This window comes from Lacinutrix gracilariae, assembly GCF_042684485.1.
Taxonomy (GTDB): domain Bacteria; phylum Bacteroidota; class Bacteroidia; order Flavobacteriales; family Flavobacteriaceae; genus Oceanihabitans; species Oceanihabitans gracilariae.
Map to the genome: position 1 here is coordinate 60,812 of NZ_JBHULM010000012.1, position 13,672 is coordinate 74,483.

Here is a 13,672-nt window from a genome sequence, read left to right on the forward strand (position 1 = left end):
TACTCTATTGCAATACTCTTTATTGTTTTTCAAGTACAAACTCTAAAGGTATACCAATTGCTCCGTTAGGAAAACTAGTACCTAAAAGAGCAGAAATAGTTGGCGCAATATCAGTAATTCTTGTTTTTTGTAAAGTGCTTCCTTTTGCTATTCCTTTTCCGTAGAATAAAAGTGGCACATGTGTATCATAATTTAAACCAGAACCATGTGTAGAACCTGTTTTGCTGTAAGATACAACTGCTGGATCAAAAACTACAAGTACATCTCCTGAGCGTTTTTGGTTAAATCCGTTTTGTAATAATTCTTCAATTCCGCTAGTAAAATCTGTAGTTTGCATAGTAGTAGCAGAATATGCTTTATCTACTTTTGCATAAGAAACAACCTCATTTACTATAGCTTCTTGTACAGCATTTAAATCTAAACCAAGTAACCCAATGCGTTCTCTATTTAAAAATATTTGGTTATTGCTTACATTTTCAATCAAATCTGTAGCACTAAACTTTTTAGTCATAAAAGCATTTAATTTACTTTTAAAGTCTTTATAACTAAAATAACCTGCAGGAATATTTACACTTTGTAAATAAGAAGGCACTTCTACTGCTCCATGATCTGAGGTTAAAAACAAGGTATAATTACCAGCTCCTACTTTAGTATCTAATGCATTAATTAGTCGTTCTAAATCTTTATCTAAACGCAAGTAAGTATCTTCTACTTCTTTAGAGTTTACCCCAAAATTATGACCTACATAATCTGTACTAGAAAAACTAACCGTTAAGACATCTGTATTAAAATCTTGACCTAATTGCTCACCATCTAAAGCTGCAATAGCAAAATCTGTAGTTAAAGAGTTTCCGTAGGCTGTAGCTTTTAAAATATCGAATCCTTTATTTTCTTTACTTAAAGCTTTTAAATCATATGGAAAAGTTGCTGTTTCTTTTCCTTTAAATCCACCTTCAAAAGTATTTAAATCTGCACCACTTTCTGTATATGTATTAATATCATATAAAGTATTCCATGTTTTTAAATAAGATTCTGCAGCTTCTGAGCTATTAAAATCATTTACCCATTTTGGTAAACTATGGATATAAAAAGAACTTGTAATCCAGTTTCCTTCGTCTTTACCATGAAACCAATATGCTGCATTTGCAGTATGTCCTGCTGGTAAAATGGCACCTCTATCTTTTAAAGAAATACCAATGGTTTTTCCTCGCATTTGGGTAAACAATCTATTTTCATCAGCAAAAGAAGTAGTTTTCAGTCTTCTTGGAGACATTAATCCTGAATTAGCTTCTGTACCAACAGATTTTACAGTATTATCTCCTGCACAATACACCTTTTCTTTACTTTCTTTATCGTACCAATTATTAGCTATAATACCATGGTATTTTGGTGTTGTTCCAGAATATATAGAAGCATGACCTGGTCCTGTATAGGTTGGTATATAGTTATAGTGGTTGTTTTTACAGTTAAAACCTTGGTTCATTAATTTTTTAAATCCACCTTCACTAAACTTAGAATAAAAACGTGACAAATAATCATAACGCATTTGGTCTACTACAATACCAACAACTAATTTTGGCCTTGTATTTAATTCTGTTATAGTATCTTGATTGGTTTGTGTTGTTAAATTTGTTTGTGCTTTACAACCAAAAAACAAGGAAAAAACAAAAACATACAGTAAGTTTTTCATAATTGAAATATAATTTTAGAACAAAAATACAGCTTTTATGAGTTTTAAATTTTCCTTTTTCAATTAATTTATCGTTAAATAAGTCATAGATTTTATACTTTAGCATATACAAATTTATATATGACATACCTTCATAATATAGGAGCTTATTTTTTAATGATTAAAGACATGTTTCGCAAGCCTACAAAGTGGGCTGTGATGAAAACATTAATCTTTAAAGATATTGATGACCTCATCATGGGATCACTTGGTATTGTTGCCTTTATATCGTTTTTTGTTGGTGGTGTAGTTACTATACAAACAGCATTAAATATTGACAATCCTTTAATACCAAAATACCTGGTAGGTTTTGCAACCAGACAATCTATTATATTAGAATTTGCACCCACTTTTATCTCTATTATCATGGCAGGAAAAGTAGGTTCTTTTATTACTTCTAGTATTGGTACAATGCGTGTTACTGAGCAAATTGATGCTTTAGAAGTTATGGGTATTAATGCCATTAACTATTTAGTTTTTCCTAAGTTTATTGCTCTTATGTTGTATCCTTTTGTAATTTCTATAGCTATGTTTTTAGGTATAGTTGGCGGAATGGCAGCTTGCTATTTTGGTGGTTATAGCTCTATTAATGATTATATTATTGGTATTCAAACAGATTTTATACCATTTCATATTGCTTATGCATTTATTAAAACCTTTGCATTTGCTTTCCTTTTAGCAACTATTCCTTCTTTTCATGGTTTTTATATGAAAGGTGGAGCATTAGAAGTTGGTAAAGCAAGTACCACTGCTTTTGTTTGGACTAGTGTGGTAATTATTCTTTTAAATTATATACTAACCCAAATGTTATTAAGCTAATGATAGAAGTTAAAGATTTAGAAAAATCATTTGGAGGTACTCCTATTTTAAAAGGTATTACTACTACTTTTGAAAATGGAAAAACCAGTTTGGTAATTGGACAAAGTGGTTCTGGAAAAACGGTTTTTTTAAAATGTTTATTGGGTTTATTTACCCAAGACAAAGGATCTATTACCTATGATGGTAATATATACTCACAATTAAATACTGACCAAAAAAGAGACTTACGTAGTAAAATGGGAATGGTTTTTCAAGGTTCTGCCTTATTTGATTCTATGACCATTGCAGAAAATGTAATGTTTCCTTTACGCATGTTTACCAAACAGAGTAAAAGTGAAATGCAAGATCGTGTAGATTTTGTTTTAAAACGAGTAAATCTGCCTGATGCACACAACAAAATGCCTAGTGAAGCCTCTGGAGGAATGCAAAAACGTGTTGCTATTGCTAGAGCTATTGTTAACAATCCTAAGTATTTATTTTGTGATGAACCCAACTCTGGATTAGACCCTAAAACGGCAATTGTAATAGATAATTTAATTCAAGAAATTACAGACGAGTATAATATAACAACCATTATTAACACGCACGACATGAATTCTGTTATGGAAATTGGCGAAAAAATTGTGTTTTTAAAAGATGGTTTAAAAGCTTGGGAAGGCTCAAAAGAAAACATTTTTATTACAGATAATGAAGTAGTAACCGATTTTGTATACTCTTCAGAACTGTTTAAAAAAGTACGTAAAATGTACCTACAAGAAAGAAACACATAAACCTATGGTCTTTTTAATACAATAGTATCTGCTTTCACTTGTGTTTTAAGCCAATTAATTAACTCTTTATCTTTAATATTTATAATACTATCATTTAGTTTAGCATTCCATTTTGCTGAAGCTACATTAATAGTATCTACTTTAATAAAGTTATCTGAAACTAGCATTTTAGCATAGCCAAAGTATTCTAAATCTGAGAATCTAATTTTTGCGTCTTTAGAAAGATTACTAAAAGAGATTGTATTATTATTATTATCGTTTACAATACTAATTTCTTGTAATAGATTATCTACTCTTTCTTGTAAGCTAGAAATAATCATATCTTTTTCATCTAATTCTCTTATTGCTCTATCATAAGCATCAGAAATTTTATCAAAGCTTCTGTTTTTATTTCCGTTAATATCTAGATTAAAGTCTTTAATTTTCTCATAACCTTTAATTTCGTTTTTTAAATCGGTTTCTGTGGCTTCATTAATTTCGCCATTAAAATACAAGGTTATTGTTTTGTCATTAATATCTAATGTTCCGTTTTGAAACCATAGGTCTCTATTCGATTTAATTTCATTTTCCACGTACTTATTATAATCACTTTGCACGCCACTTTCTTTAATAAAATTAACAAAAGTCCAAATTGCTGGAGCCATTACCAATATGGCAAGAAGTGAAGCTAATTGTGCGATACGTTTTCTTTTTTTAGAATTTGCATATTTCAACATTGGAAAACGCAAAAGCTTTAAAACTATAAATGTAGCAAGTGCAATAAAAATAGTATTAATGGTAAATAAATACATAGCACCAACAAAGTAATCCCAATTATGTGCCAAACCATAACCAGCTGTACACAAAGGTGGCATTAAGGCTGTAGCAATTGCAACACCAAAAATAACAGAAGCGATAGTACCTTTTTTTGTTCTAGCAATAATTAATGCCATACCACCAAAAAAGGCAATTAGTACATCACGAACATCTGGTTTTGTTCTACCAAAAAGTTCATTGGTTACTAAGTCTGCTGTTGGAAAAAATTTAAAAAACAAAAACGCAGTAAGTAAACTTAGCACAATCATGATAGCTAAATTTATAAGCGATTTTTTTAAGGTATCAATATCATTTAAAGCAATAGACATACCAACTCCTAAAATTGGTCCCATTAATGGAGATATAAGCATGGCTCCAATAACAACTGCTGTAGAATCTGCATTTAAACCAACCGAAGCCACTACAATAGAACAAATTAAAATCCATGCTGTAGCTCCCTTAAAAGAAATATCTCCTTTTATGGCATTTATAGTTTCGTCACGATCTGTATCCTCACGAAAATCTAAAAGCTCTAACATAAATATTTTTATGTTTTTCCAAAGACCTTTTGCGTCTTTCTTTACAGCTTCTTTAGATTGCTCTACAGCTTGATCTTTAGCATTATTTTCTTCTTCAGAAAAATTAAATTTATTCTCTTCGCTCATAATTAACCATAGTTCTCACCAAAATTATCTTTAACCTTTTGGAGTACTTTTTTAATATCTTGTTCCTTTGCTTTCGGAAATATAAGCAAAACTTCGTCTTTATCTACAATAATATAGTCTTGTAAGCCATCTACTACCACAATTTTATCTTTTTTGGTACGTATCATGTTACCAGAAGCGTCTTCAGATAAGGTTCTAGCATTTACAACGGCATTATTATCTTGGTCTTTTTCTAGCTTATCATATAAGCTTCCCCATGTTCCTAGGTCATTCCAATCAAATTCTGCTGGTAAAACATATACGTTAGAAGAAGTTTCCATAATAGCATAATCTACCGAAATGTTATCTGCTTTCTTATAGTTTTCTAGAATAAAATCGGTTTCATGCTCTGTATTATAAACAGGATTTCCTTTTTCAAAAAGTGCTAATAATTCTGGTTGGCTATTTTTAAATGCTTTTATCACACTATTTACGCTCCACATAAAAATACCTGCATTCCATAAAAAATTTCCTTGTGCTATAAATTGTTTAGCCGTTTCGTAATCTGGTTTTTCTCTAAACTGAGTAACGCTTTTAATTGCAGTATTTGCTTCTTTTTCATACTCAATGTAACCAAAACCTGTATTAGGAAATGTTGGTTTTATACCTAGTGTCATTAACGCATCATTTTCTGCACAAAAGTCAAAGGCTTGTTGTACATTTTTTGTAAATGCATTTTCATCTTCAATCCAGTGGTCACTTGGTGCTACAAGCATTAAAGCATCTTTATTTTCTTTCTGAATTTTTAAAGAAGCATACAAAATACAAGGAGCAGTATTACGCATAGCAGGCTCTAACACCACTTGACGTTTAGTAACTTGAGGCAATTGCTCTAATACCAAATCATTATACATTGCATTTGTTAAAATGAATATATTTTCTTGCGGAATTATTTTGGCTAAACGATGGAATGTTTTTTGAATCAAGGTCTCTCCTGTTCCCAACATATCATGAAACTGTTTTGGGAATTCACTTGTACTTACTGGCCAAAATCTTGATCCTACTCCTCCTGCCATTAATATGGCATAATTATTTTTATTCATACTGCTAATTTACTAATTCTACTTCTGCATTGGGATTAAAAAGGTATAATTTTCCTGTTGTAACCTCAACACACTCAATGCGTTTTACACGTTTTTTTCCTTTTATAAAAACTCTACCATTGTAAAGCTTAAAAGACTTGCCCAAAGGTACTTGAAAAACATAGTTTTTATTGTTTGGTTCGTCGAATTGCTTTAAAGCTAAGGCCAATTGCGTGTCTGTATCGCTAGAAGCTTTTGGGTTTTTAAAATGTTTAGCCAATAAAGGCAACAATTGCAAAGGGAACACTTCTGGGTTTAAAACGGGAAGCATAAGGTGTTGAAACGTATGTTTCCATTCTTTACCATGTGGTTTTATAGCGCTTCCATATTTTTTAAAAGCCTCTAAATGCGCTATTTCATGAATTAAAGTAATTAAAAATCGGTAACTATTTAAATTTGCATTAATGGTTATTTGATGCTTATTATTAGGTAGTTTTCTATAATCACCATGCCTTGTTTTTCGTTCTTTTTTAATTTTAACCACCAAACCATCCTGCTCTAATAAATTTAAAACATAAGGAACTGCTTGTTTAGGTATATAGTTTTGAAGCGTGCTTTGCATGAAGGCAAAAATAGTTTTTCTATTTGAATTTGTAAAAGAATTCGCGTAACTTAGATAATTCCCTAATATTGGCCATTATAATGAGCTACATCATTATTATTGGTATTAAATTAAACACGCAAAAATATGTGCTTATGAAAACTAATTTATCAAAAATTAAATCGGAAATAGATAACTATGTCCAAGAATCTAACTTAACTGAATTACAGGTAGTTGAAAAACTAAAAGATTATTATTTCAATAAAAAAGTCAATGAAAACTTAAAGCTTTACAAAAAAGGAAAGAAAAAGGTTCGTGATATTACTAAAGACTTAAAACTCTCGCCTAGAAAATTTTACGCCATTCTAGAAAAGAAAAACATACAACATAAAAAATACAATAAAGAAAACAATAAAGAAAACAATAAAGAATCTTAGTTTTTGGCTTTAGCATCACAATACAAATTCTGCAAATAATCTATTTTTAAATTAAAGGTATTGTTTTGTGATGCTTAGCTATTAAAATATAAACAAAGGACTACGCTTCTAACTAAAGCGTGTTAATGTACAGAACACATTATTTATTTCTTCTTTTGTACTTACCTATACAATTAAGGTGTAGAGTTAGAGACTTGTAACATTTTACCATTATATAATCTATTTCCAGTAAGTGCAAACTCCTTAATATAGGTTGCCATTTGTAATGCTGTTGTTGGTACATTATAATCTGGAAAAGCTTCTTTAAGCATTTCGGTTTGTACAGCACCTAAAGCTAACACATTAAATTGTGGTCCTGTTTCTTTATGTTCTTCTGCTAGTAGCTCGGTTAAAGTTATTACAGCTCCTTTACTAGAGCTATATGCTGCAAGGCCAGGAAACTTTACACTACCTTGTACGCCTCCCATTGAACTAATAGTAACCACATGACTATCTTGTTTCATAAAAGGCAAGGTTATTCTTGTCATTTCTGCAACACCAAAAACGTTTGTTTTATAAACGTATTCAAAATCTTGCATGGTAGTTTCGGCAAATGGTTTATTTAATAAAGTTCCTGCATTATTAATTAATATATCTACCTGACTCCATTCGGTTTTAATAAAGTCTTCTACCTTTTTATAGTCTTCTGTTTTACCTAAATCAAAAGACATAGAAGTTACATTTTCAATATGCAGATTATTTATAGGTTTTGCATTACGTGATAATGCTAAAACACGATGTCCTTGATTTGCAAAAAGCTGTACTAGCTCAAAACCAATTCCTCTACTTGTTCCTGTTATTATTACATTTTTACTCATTAAGTATAATTTCTTTAGTTGGTGTATTAGTCATTTTTTCTAGTGCAGGAATCATTTTATTCATAAAATTAGCCATGTGTTTATAATCCATCTCACTAGCTTCATCATCTACGTGATGATAGTATTCAAAATTTGTAAAATCGAAGGTTGAAATGGCATGAGCAGGAATATGAAATTCATTATAAAACGGAAAATTATCTGACCTCATAAATAAATTAAATTCCTTTGCTTTTGGAAAAAAACCTACAATTTCTTCTCCTGCATATTGGTTTAAACTTACCGCTAAGTTAGAGCGCTCAAAACCACTCATATATGCCATGGTTTTATCTGCTGTTCTTGGTACACCAATCATTTCAAAATTAATCATGGTATAGGCATTTAAACCCGATTCTTTAAGTCTCTTTGCTAAATGAGCAGATCCTTTTAAGCCTAACTCTTCTGCAGAATACAGTGTTACTAAAATACTACGTTTATTGGATTTTGTTTTAGCAAAATAAGCTGCTAATTCCATTGCAGCAATAGTTCCTGACGCATCATCATTTGCTCCATTAGCTATAGTGTCTCCGTTTACTTCATTTGCAAAACCTATATGATCATAATGCCCTCCTAAAATAATATATTCGTTTTTTAATTTAGGATCATTTCCTTCTACTACACCAACAATATTAAATCCTTTAATAGTTTCCTTATTAGCTTCGCCATTTTTGCCTTCCTTTTTATTTATTTCAAAATTATCACGATAGGTTTCAAAATAAGGCTTAATAGCATTTTCTTTAAAAAAATCCTCAATAAACACTGCTGCTTTTTCAATACCAACACTTCCTGTTGCTCTACCTTGTAATGCATCAGAAGCTAAATACTCCATACTTTTCTGTATAGATGTTATAGAGATAGAAGCCTCTTTATTGGTTGTTGTATTATTAGTTGTTGTATTATTAGTTGTTACTACATTAGAAGAACTACAACCTGAAATAGAAACTAAAATTAGGAATACCAGTGTTTTTGTCATGAGATATTTTTAGAGTTTAAAGATAAAAAAAACCTAACTCAAATAATTGAATTAGGCTTTTGTTTTATTTAGATTCTTGCTTACGCTAAGAATAACATCATTACAATAAAATAATGTTATACTAGCATAGTAACAGGGTTTTCAATATACTCTTTTAGTGTTTGTAAAAACTGAGCTCCTGTTGCACCATCAACTGTTCTGTGGTCACAAGCAAGTGTAAGTTTCATAGTATTACCAACTACAATCTTTCCTTCTTTTACTACTGGTTTTTCAATAATGTTTCCAACAGAAAGAATTGCTGAATTAGGTTGATTAATAATAGATGTAAAACTCTCAATACCAAACATACCTAAATTAGAAATAGTAAAAGTACTACCTTCCATTTCATCTAATGCTAATTTTTTACTTCTAGCTTTTCCTGCAAATTCTCTAACAGCAGCTCCAATTTGTGGTAAACTTTGCTCATTGGCAAACTTAACAACAGGAACTAATAAACCATCTGGTACAGCTACTGCAACACCAATATGTACATGGTTATTTAGTTGCATTCTGTCATCAAACCATTGTGAGTTTACTTGCGGATGTTGTTTTAATGCTAAAGCACAAGCTTTAACAATCATATCATTATAAGATATTTTGGTATCAGGAATAGAATTGTATTGTTTTCTAAACGCTATAGCATTCTCCATATCAAACTCCACATTTAAATAATAATGTGGTGCTGTAAACTTAGACTTCGCTAAGTTTTTAGCAATTGCTTTACGCATATTTGAATTTGGTACCTCATCAAAATCTTCTTGTCCTGTAGGTACAAATTTACCAACAGAAGCTGCAGAAGCAGCAGGAGTAAAGTTTTCGATATCACGTTTTACAATTCTTCCGTTTTCACCAGAACCGGTTACTTGAGATAAATTGATACCTTTTTCTTCTGCCATTTTTTTAGCTAAAGGCGACACAAACACTCTTCCTTTAGAAGAAGAACTTGTACTTGCTTTTTTAGCTGCAGGTTTAGCAACTTCCTTTTTAGGAGCTTCTTTTTTAGGAGCTACAGCTTTTGGCGCTTCTTCCTTTTTAGCAGGAGCTCCTGCCATAGTAAAGTTTTTAGCAATTTCAGAAACATCTGTTCCTTCTGGGCCAATAATAGCTAAAAGAGAATCTACTTTAGCAGAATCACCTTCGTTTAGACCTATATATAATAAAGTTCCTGATTGAAAAGATTCAAACTCCATTGTAGCTTTATCTGTTTCAATTTCGGCAAGGATATCTCCTTCTTCAACTTGTTCTCCAACTTTTTTCATCCAAGTGGCAACAGTACCTTCTTCCATGGTATCACTTAACCTTGGCATAGTAACTACTATTACTCCTTCTGGAATTTCTTGTGAAGTACTCTCTACAGCACTTGTATCTGTATCTTCTTTTACTTCTACTTTAGGAGCTTCTTCTTTTGCTCCAGAAAGTAATGCAGAAATGTCTTCTCCTTCTTCACCTATAATTGCTAAAAGCTCATCTACTTTAGTAGTTTCACCTTCTTGCACACCTATATGTAATAAAACACCTTCATGAAAAGACTCAAACTCCATAGTAGCTTTGTCTGTTTCAATTTCAGCAAGAATATCACCTTCTTCTATTTTGTCTCCAACTTTCTTAAGCCACGTTGCAACAGTACCTTCTTCCATAGTGTCGCTCAATCGAGGCATATTAATTATTTCTGCCATAGCTTATAGTTTATGTTGTAAAAATGGATAATCTTCTTGTTCGTAAACGGCATCATACATCACGCTTTTTTCTGGGTAAGGAGATTCTTCAGCAAATTTTTCGCATTCGCTTACTAGATCTTTTACTCGCTTAGCAATTTCTTTAATATCGTCTTCAGTAGCATAGTTTTTATCTAAAAGAACTTCTTTTACTTGCGTAATAGGATCTATTTTTTTGTACTCTTCTACTTCGTCTTTTGTTCTATAATGTTGCGCATCACTCATAGAATGTCCTCTATAACGATACGTTTTCAACTCTAAAAATGTTGGTCCGTCACCACGACGAGCACGTTCTAATGCTTCATCAAAAGCTTCAGCAACTTTTATAGGATTCATACCATCTACTGGTCCGCAAGGCATTTGATATCCTAGACCTAGTTTCCAAACATCTGTATGGTTTGCTGTACGCTCTACAGAGGTTCCCATTGCATACCCATTGTTTTCACAAACAAAAACTACTGGTAATTTCCATAGCATTGCCATGTTAAATGTTTCGTGTAAAGAACCTTGTCTAGCAGCTCCATCACCAAAACAGCAAATAGTTACTGCTCCTGTATTGTGGTATTTATCTCCAAAAGCAATTCCTGCTCCTAAAGGTATTTGTCCACCAACAATACCATGACCTCCATAAAACCCTTTTTCTTTTGAAAAAATATGCATAGAACCACCAAGACCTTGAGAGGTTCCTGTTGCTTTACCATATAGTTCTGCCATTACGCGTTTAGGGTCTACACCCATTCCTATTGGTTGTACATGATTTCTGTATGCAGTTATCATTTTATCTTTAGAAAGGTCCATAGCATGTAAAGCTCCTGCTAATACCGCTTCTTGACCATTATAAAGGTGAAGAAAACCTCTTACTTTTTGTTGAATATATACTGCAGCTAGTTTGTCTTCAAACTTTCGCCAGAATAACATATCCTCATACCATTTAAGGTATACTTCTTTCGTGATTTTTTGCATTTGTTAGTGCTACTTTAAAGAAATTATAATACTCTAATTTATGTTTCCAATTTAAATTGGTGTTTGTTGGTTTTATTTTGAAGGTACTATGTAAATACTTTTCAAAATGAATTCCACTAACAAAAGTAACACTTTAGTTAGGAATAAAAAAGGGAGAAAATTGCAAAATTTCTCGAAATCGATTTCGGAAAGACTAAAGAGCCGATTTATCAAAACCTAAAGGAAGTAAATTAGCTAAAGAATTAGATTTAACTACTTTTCCTGTTTCACCCATAAAATAAATTTCAATGGCCTCATTTTGATTGACTTCATACTCTGCAATAGCTTGTCTGCATGCTCCACAAGGAGGAATTGGCACCATGGTTTGCTGTGTAGTAGAGCCTGCTACTATTGCCATAGTTTTCATTTTAACATTTGGATATTTTGCTCCTGCATAATAAATTGCTGTACGTTCTGCACATAAACCAGAAGGGTAAGATGCATTTTCTTGATTGCTTCCTGTTATAACTTCTCCGTTTTCTAATGCTATTGCTGCTCCTACAAGAAATTTAGAATAAGGTGCATAGGCTTTTTTTCTGGCCTCTATGGCTTGCTCCATTAAAGAAGCTATATCTTTTGGCAATTCATTAAAATCATCAAAAACGGTAAGAGTAGACTCTATTTTTATTTCTTTCATATGTTCGTTTTTATTCCTTCATTATTATAAGGAAGTAACATGTAAAATTAATTATTCTTTTTTTAATAATGCATTCTAGTAGAAAAGTAAGGCTTTTATAGCTAATACTGTTGTTTTACAAATGTTATTAGACAAAAAAACTATTGTTTGTTATAAACAATAGTTTTTTTATTTAATTAAAACTTACAATTCTAGCTACGCTTTGTTTTTTTCAAAACACTTTGAGCAGCATAGACTCTTTTATTAATATTCTGTATAGGTATCAGGACCAAGGTTAAACGCTAAAGAAAAACGTAAAGTATTTTCTAAAGGACTTTGTACTTTAGACGCAGAGAACAAGTAAGATAAATCTACTGTTACTGCACTAAATTTAAAACCTGCACCTAATGCAAAAAACTTTCTTGCTCCTTTTTCATCACTCTCATTAAAATATCCTGTTCTAAAAGCAAAAGAATCTTGGTATCTGTATTCTGCACCTATAGCATAGGTAAACTCTTTAAGTTCTTCACTAAATCCTCCTGGCGCATCTCCAAAAGATTGAAACATACCAGAAATAAAGCTTACATCTGGATCTTTACCATCTATAATAACATTTGTTTCTGAAGCTTCTACCTGTTCTGTTGTTTGAAAATCTCCATCTTCTTCATTAAAAACACCATCTTCATTTACGTCTGTAAATACCGTTTTATCTCCATAAATAGGAGGAGTTGGCACTAATAACTTAGTAACTTCACCTGTTACAGCAATAGTATTATAGTCGTCTAAAATAAAATCGAAACCACCACCTAAACGTAAGGTTGTTGGTTGAAAGTTTTCTGCACCACCTTCTGAGTATTTAAATTTAGGACCAATATTTTGAATTGCAAAACCTAAACGTGTTCTACCATTATAACTATTGTATGCTTCTTCTTCACTTTGGTAGTATCCAGAAATATCTACACCAAAAGTACTTGCTGCTTTAGCGTCTGGATCAAAACCATCAAGTTTTAAATCTGAATTTAAAAAGCGCATAGCAACAGACATAGCAAATTGTTCGCTTAATTTTAAAGAGTAGGCCACATCTAATGCAAACTCATTTGGTTTTTGAATTAATGGTGTAGAGCTTTCATCTTGAACAAACTCAATTTCACCATAACTAAAATATTTTAAACTTGCAGAAACTGCACTTCTTTCATTTAATCTATTATAATAAGAAACATAAGAAATAGCAATATCATTAACTAGCTTACTTAAATAAGGAGTATAGTTAAGAGAAAAACCTTGTTTATCTGTTGAAAATGCATATTTAGATGGATTCCATTGTTGTGAATTTGCATCTACTGATGTAGCTACACCCATATCTCCCATTGCTGCACCTCTAGCATCTGGCGCTATTAAAACAAACGGCATACCTGTAGTAATTACTCTAGAATCGTTTGCATTTGGTGTTATCTCTACAGTATCCTGCGCATTTAATTTAACAAAAAATAATAAGCATGTTATAGCTAAAATTGACTTCTTCATATAGTGGTTTTTATTTAACAAATATAAATTAAT

Annotated in this window: 13 protein-coding genes; 3 read left to right on the forward strand and 10 right to left on the reverse strand. The window is 31.6% G+C overall.

Annotated elements, in window-relative coordinates; all coding sequences use genetic code 11:
* Window positions 1–19: 19 nt before the first annotated feature.
* Window positions 20–1,690, reverse strand: coding sequence for an alkaline phosphatase PafA (gene pafA / locus ACFSSB_RS15190; RefSeq protein WP_379905821.1), 1,671 nt, complete (start codon window positions 1,688–1,690; stop codon window positions 20–22).
* Window positions 1,691–1,810: 120 nt separating this feature from the next.
* Here pafA and ACFSSB_RS15195 point away from each other — a divergent pair, with 120 nt between their 5' ends.
* Together ACFSSB_RS15195 and ACFSSB_RS15200 are read left to right on the forward strand one after the other, a co-directional pair.
* Window positions 1,811–2,548 carry an MlaE family ABC transporter permease gene (locus ACFSSB_RS15195; RefSeq protein WP_379905823.1) on the forward strand — a complete coding sequence of 246 codons (738 nt, stop codon included), beginning with the start codon at window positions 1,811–1,813 and terminating at the stop codon, window positions 2,546–2,548.
* Window positions 2,548–3,318, forward strand: a complete 771-nt coding sequence (locus ACFSSB_RS15200) for an ABC transporter ATP-binding protein (protein ID WP_379905825.1) — start codon at window positions 2,548–2,550, stop codon at window positions 3,316–3,318. Before ACFSSB_RS15195 ends, ACFSSB_RS15200 begins: the two co-directional genes overlap by 1 nt.
* 2 nt (window positions 3,319–3,320) lie before the next feature.
* Here ACFSSB_RS15200 and ACFSSB_RS15205 read toward each other — a convergent pair whose 3' ends face one another.
* Genes ACFSSB_RS15205 through ACFSSB_RS15215 form a run of 3 tightly spaced genes read right to left on the reverse strand, consistent with a single transcriptional unit; the run spans window position 3,321 to window position 6,461 of the window.
* Window positions 3,321–4,778 carry a DUF389 domain-containing protein gene (locus tag ACFSSB_RS15205; protein ID WP_379905827.1) on the reverse strand — a complete coding sequence of 486 codons (1,458 nt, stop codon included), beginning with the start codon at window positions 4,776–4,778 and terminating at the stop codon, window positions 3,321–3,323.
* Window positions 4,779–4,780: 2 nt separating this feature from the next.
* Window positions 4,781–5,860: a mannose-1-phosphate guanylyltransferase gene (locus ACFSSB_RS15210; RefSeq protein ID WP_379905829.1), complete on the reverse strand. Its 1,080-nt coding sequence runs from the start codon at window positions 5,858–5,860 to the stop codon at window positions 4,781–4,783.
* Between the two features lie 4 nt (window positions 5,861–5,864).
* Window positions 5,865–6,461 (reverse strand): SprT-like domain-containing protein, encoded by a 597-nt coding sequence (locus ACFSSB_RS15215; protein WP_379905831.1) that lies wholly within the window; start codon window positions 6,459–6,461, stop codon window positions 5,865–5,867.
* 134 nt (window positions 6,462–6,595) lie between these two features.
* Here ACFSSB_RS15215 and ACFSSB_RS15220 point away from each other — a divergent pair, with 134 nt between their 5' ends.
* A complete protein-coding gene (locus ACFSSB_RS15220; protein ID WP_379905833.1) occupies window positions 6,596–6,877 on the forward strand; it encodes a hypothetical protein in 282 nt (93 codons plus the stop codon).
* 173 nt (window positions 6,878–7,050) lie between these two features.
* On the opposite strand, the gene ACFSSB_RS15225 is transcribed toward ACFSSB_RS15220, so the two are convergent.
* The 6 genes from ACFSSB_RS15225 to porV form a co-directional block, all read right to left on the reverse strand.
* Window positions 7,051–7,734, reverse strand: a complete 684-nt coding sequence (locus ACFSSB_RS15225) for an SDR family NAD(P)-dependent oxidoreductase (RefSeq protein ID WP_379905836.1) — start codon at window positions 7,732–7,734, stop codon at window positions 7,051–7,053.
* Window positions 7,727–8,743 carry a M28 family metallopeptidase gene (locus tag ACFSSB_RS15230; protein ID WP_379905838.1) on the reverse strand — a complete coding sequence of 339 codons (1,017 nt, stop codon included), beginning with the start codon at window positions 8,741–8,743 and terminating at the stop codon, window positions 7,727–7,729. The genes ACFSSB_RS15225 and ACFSSB_RS15230 overlap by 8 nt, the downstream gene beginning before the upstream one ends.
* Before the next feature lie 116 nt (window positions 8,744–8,859).
* Window positions 8,860–10,458 carry a pyruvate dehydrogenase complex dihydrolipoamide acetyltransferase gene (locus ACFSSB_RS15235; RefSeq protein WP_379905840.1) on the reverse strand — a complete coding sequence of 533 codons (1,599 nt, stop codon included), beginning with the start codon at window positions 10,456–10,458 and terminating at the stop codon, window positions 8,860–8,862.
* A 3-nt stretch (window positions 10,459–10,461) separates the two neighbouring features.
* Entirely contained in the window at window positions 10,462–11,460 is a 999-nt protein-coding gene (gene pdhA, locus ACFSSB_RS15240) for a pyruvate dehydrogenase (acetyl-transferring) E1 component subunit alpha (RefSeq protein ID WP_379905842.1), read from the reverse strand.
* A 193-nt stretch (window positions 11,461–11,653) separates the two neighbouring features.
* The gene (gene cdd / locus ACFSSB_RS15245; protein ID WP_348304344.1) at window positions 11,654–12,136 is read right to left on the reverse strand and encodes a cytidine deaminase; all 483 of its coding nucleotides are present in this window, start codon (window positions 12,134–12,136) and stop codon (window positions 11,654–11,656) included.
* A 243-nt stretch (window positions 12,137–12,379) separates the two neighbouring features.
* Window positions 12,380–13,639, reverse strand: coding sequence for a type IX secretion system outer membrane channel protein PorV (gene porV, locus ACFSSB_RS15250; protein WP_348304342.1), 1,260 nt, complete (start codon window positions 13,637–13,639; stop codon window positions 12,380–12,382).
* Window positions 13,640–13,672 lie beyond the last annotated feature (33 nt).

Bases quoted from the DNA above. Each gene is read 5' to 3' on its own strand.
- pafA (WP_379905821.1), bottom strand. From the start codon at position 1,690: ATGAAAAACTTACTGTATGTTTTTGTTTTTTCCTTGTTTTTTGGTTGT.
- ACFSSB_RS15195 (WP_379905823.1), top strand. From the start codon at position 1,811: ATGACATACCTTCATAATATAGGAGCTTATTTTTTAATGATTAAAGAC.
- ACFSSB_RS15200 (WP_379905825.1), top strand. From the start codon at position 2,548: ATGATAGAAGTTAAAGATTTAGAAAAATCATTTGGAGGTACTCCTATT.
- ACFSSB_RS15205 (WP_379905827.1), bottom strand. From the start codon at position 4,778: ATGAGCGAAGAGAATAAATTTAATTTTTCTGAAGAAGAAAATAATGCT.
- ACFSSB_RS15210 (WP_379905829.1), bottom strand. From the start codon at position 5,860: ATGAATAAAAATAATTATGCCATATTAATGGCAGGAGGAGTAGGATCA.
- ACFSSB_RS15215 (WP_379905831.1), bottom strand. From the start codon at position 6,461: ATGCAAAGCACGCTTCAAAACTATATACCTAAACAAGCAGTTCCTTAT.
- ACFSSB_RS15220 (WP_379905833.1), top strand. From the start codon at position 6,596: ATGAAAACTAATTTATCAAAAATTAAATCGGAAATAGATAACTATGTC.
- ACFSSB_RS15225 (WP_379905836.1), bottom strand. From the start codon at position 7,734: ATGAGTAAAAATGTAATAATAACAGGAACAAGTAGAGGAATTGGTTTT.
- ACFSSB_RS15230 (WP_379905838.1), bottom strand. From the start codon at position 8,743: ATGACAAAAACACTGGTATTCCTAATTTTAGTTTCTATTTCAGGTTGT.
- ACFSSB_RS15235 (WP_379905840.1), bottom strand. From the start codon at position 10,458: ATGGCAGAAATAATTAATATGCCTCGATTGAGCGACACTATGGAAGAA.
- pdhA (WP_379905842.1), bottom strand. From the start codon at position 11,460: ATGCAAAAAATCACGAAAGAAGTATACCTTAAATGGTATGAGGATATG.
- cdd (WP_348304344.1), bottom strand. From the start codon at position 12,136: ATGAAAGAAATAAAAATAGAGTCTACTCTTACCGTTTTTGATGATTTT.
- porV (WP_348304342.1), bottom strand. From the start codon at position 13,639: ATGAAGAAGTCAATTTTAGCTATAACATGCTTATTATTTTTTGTTAAA.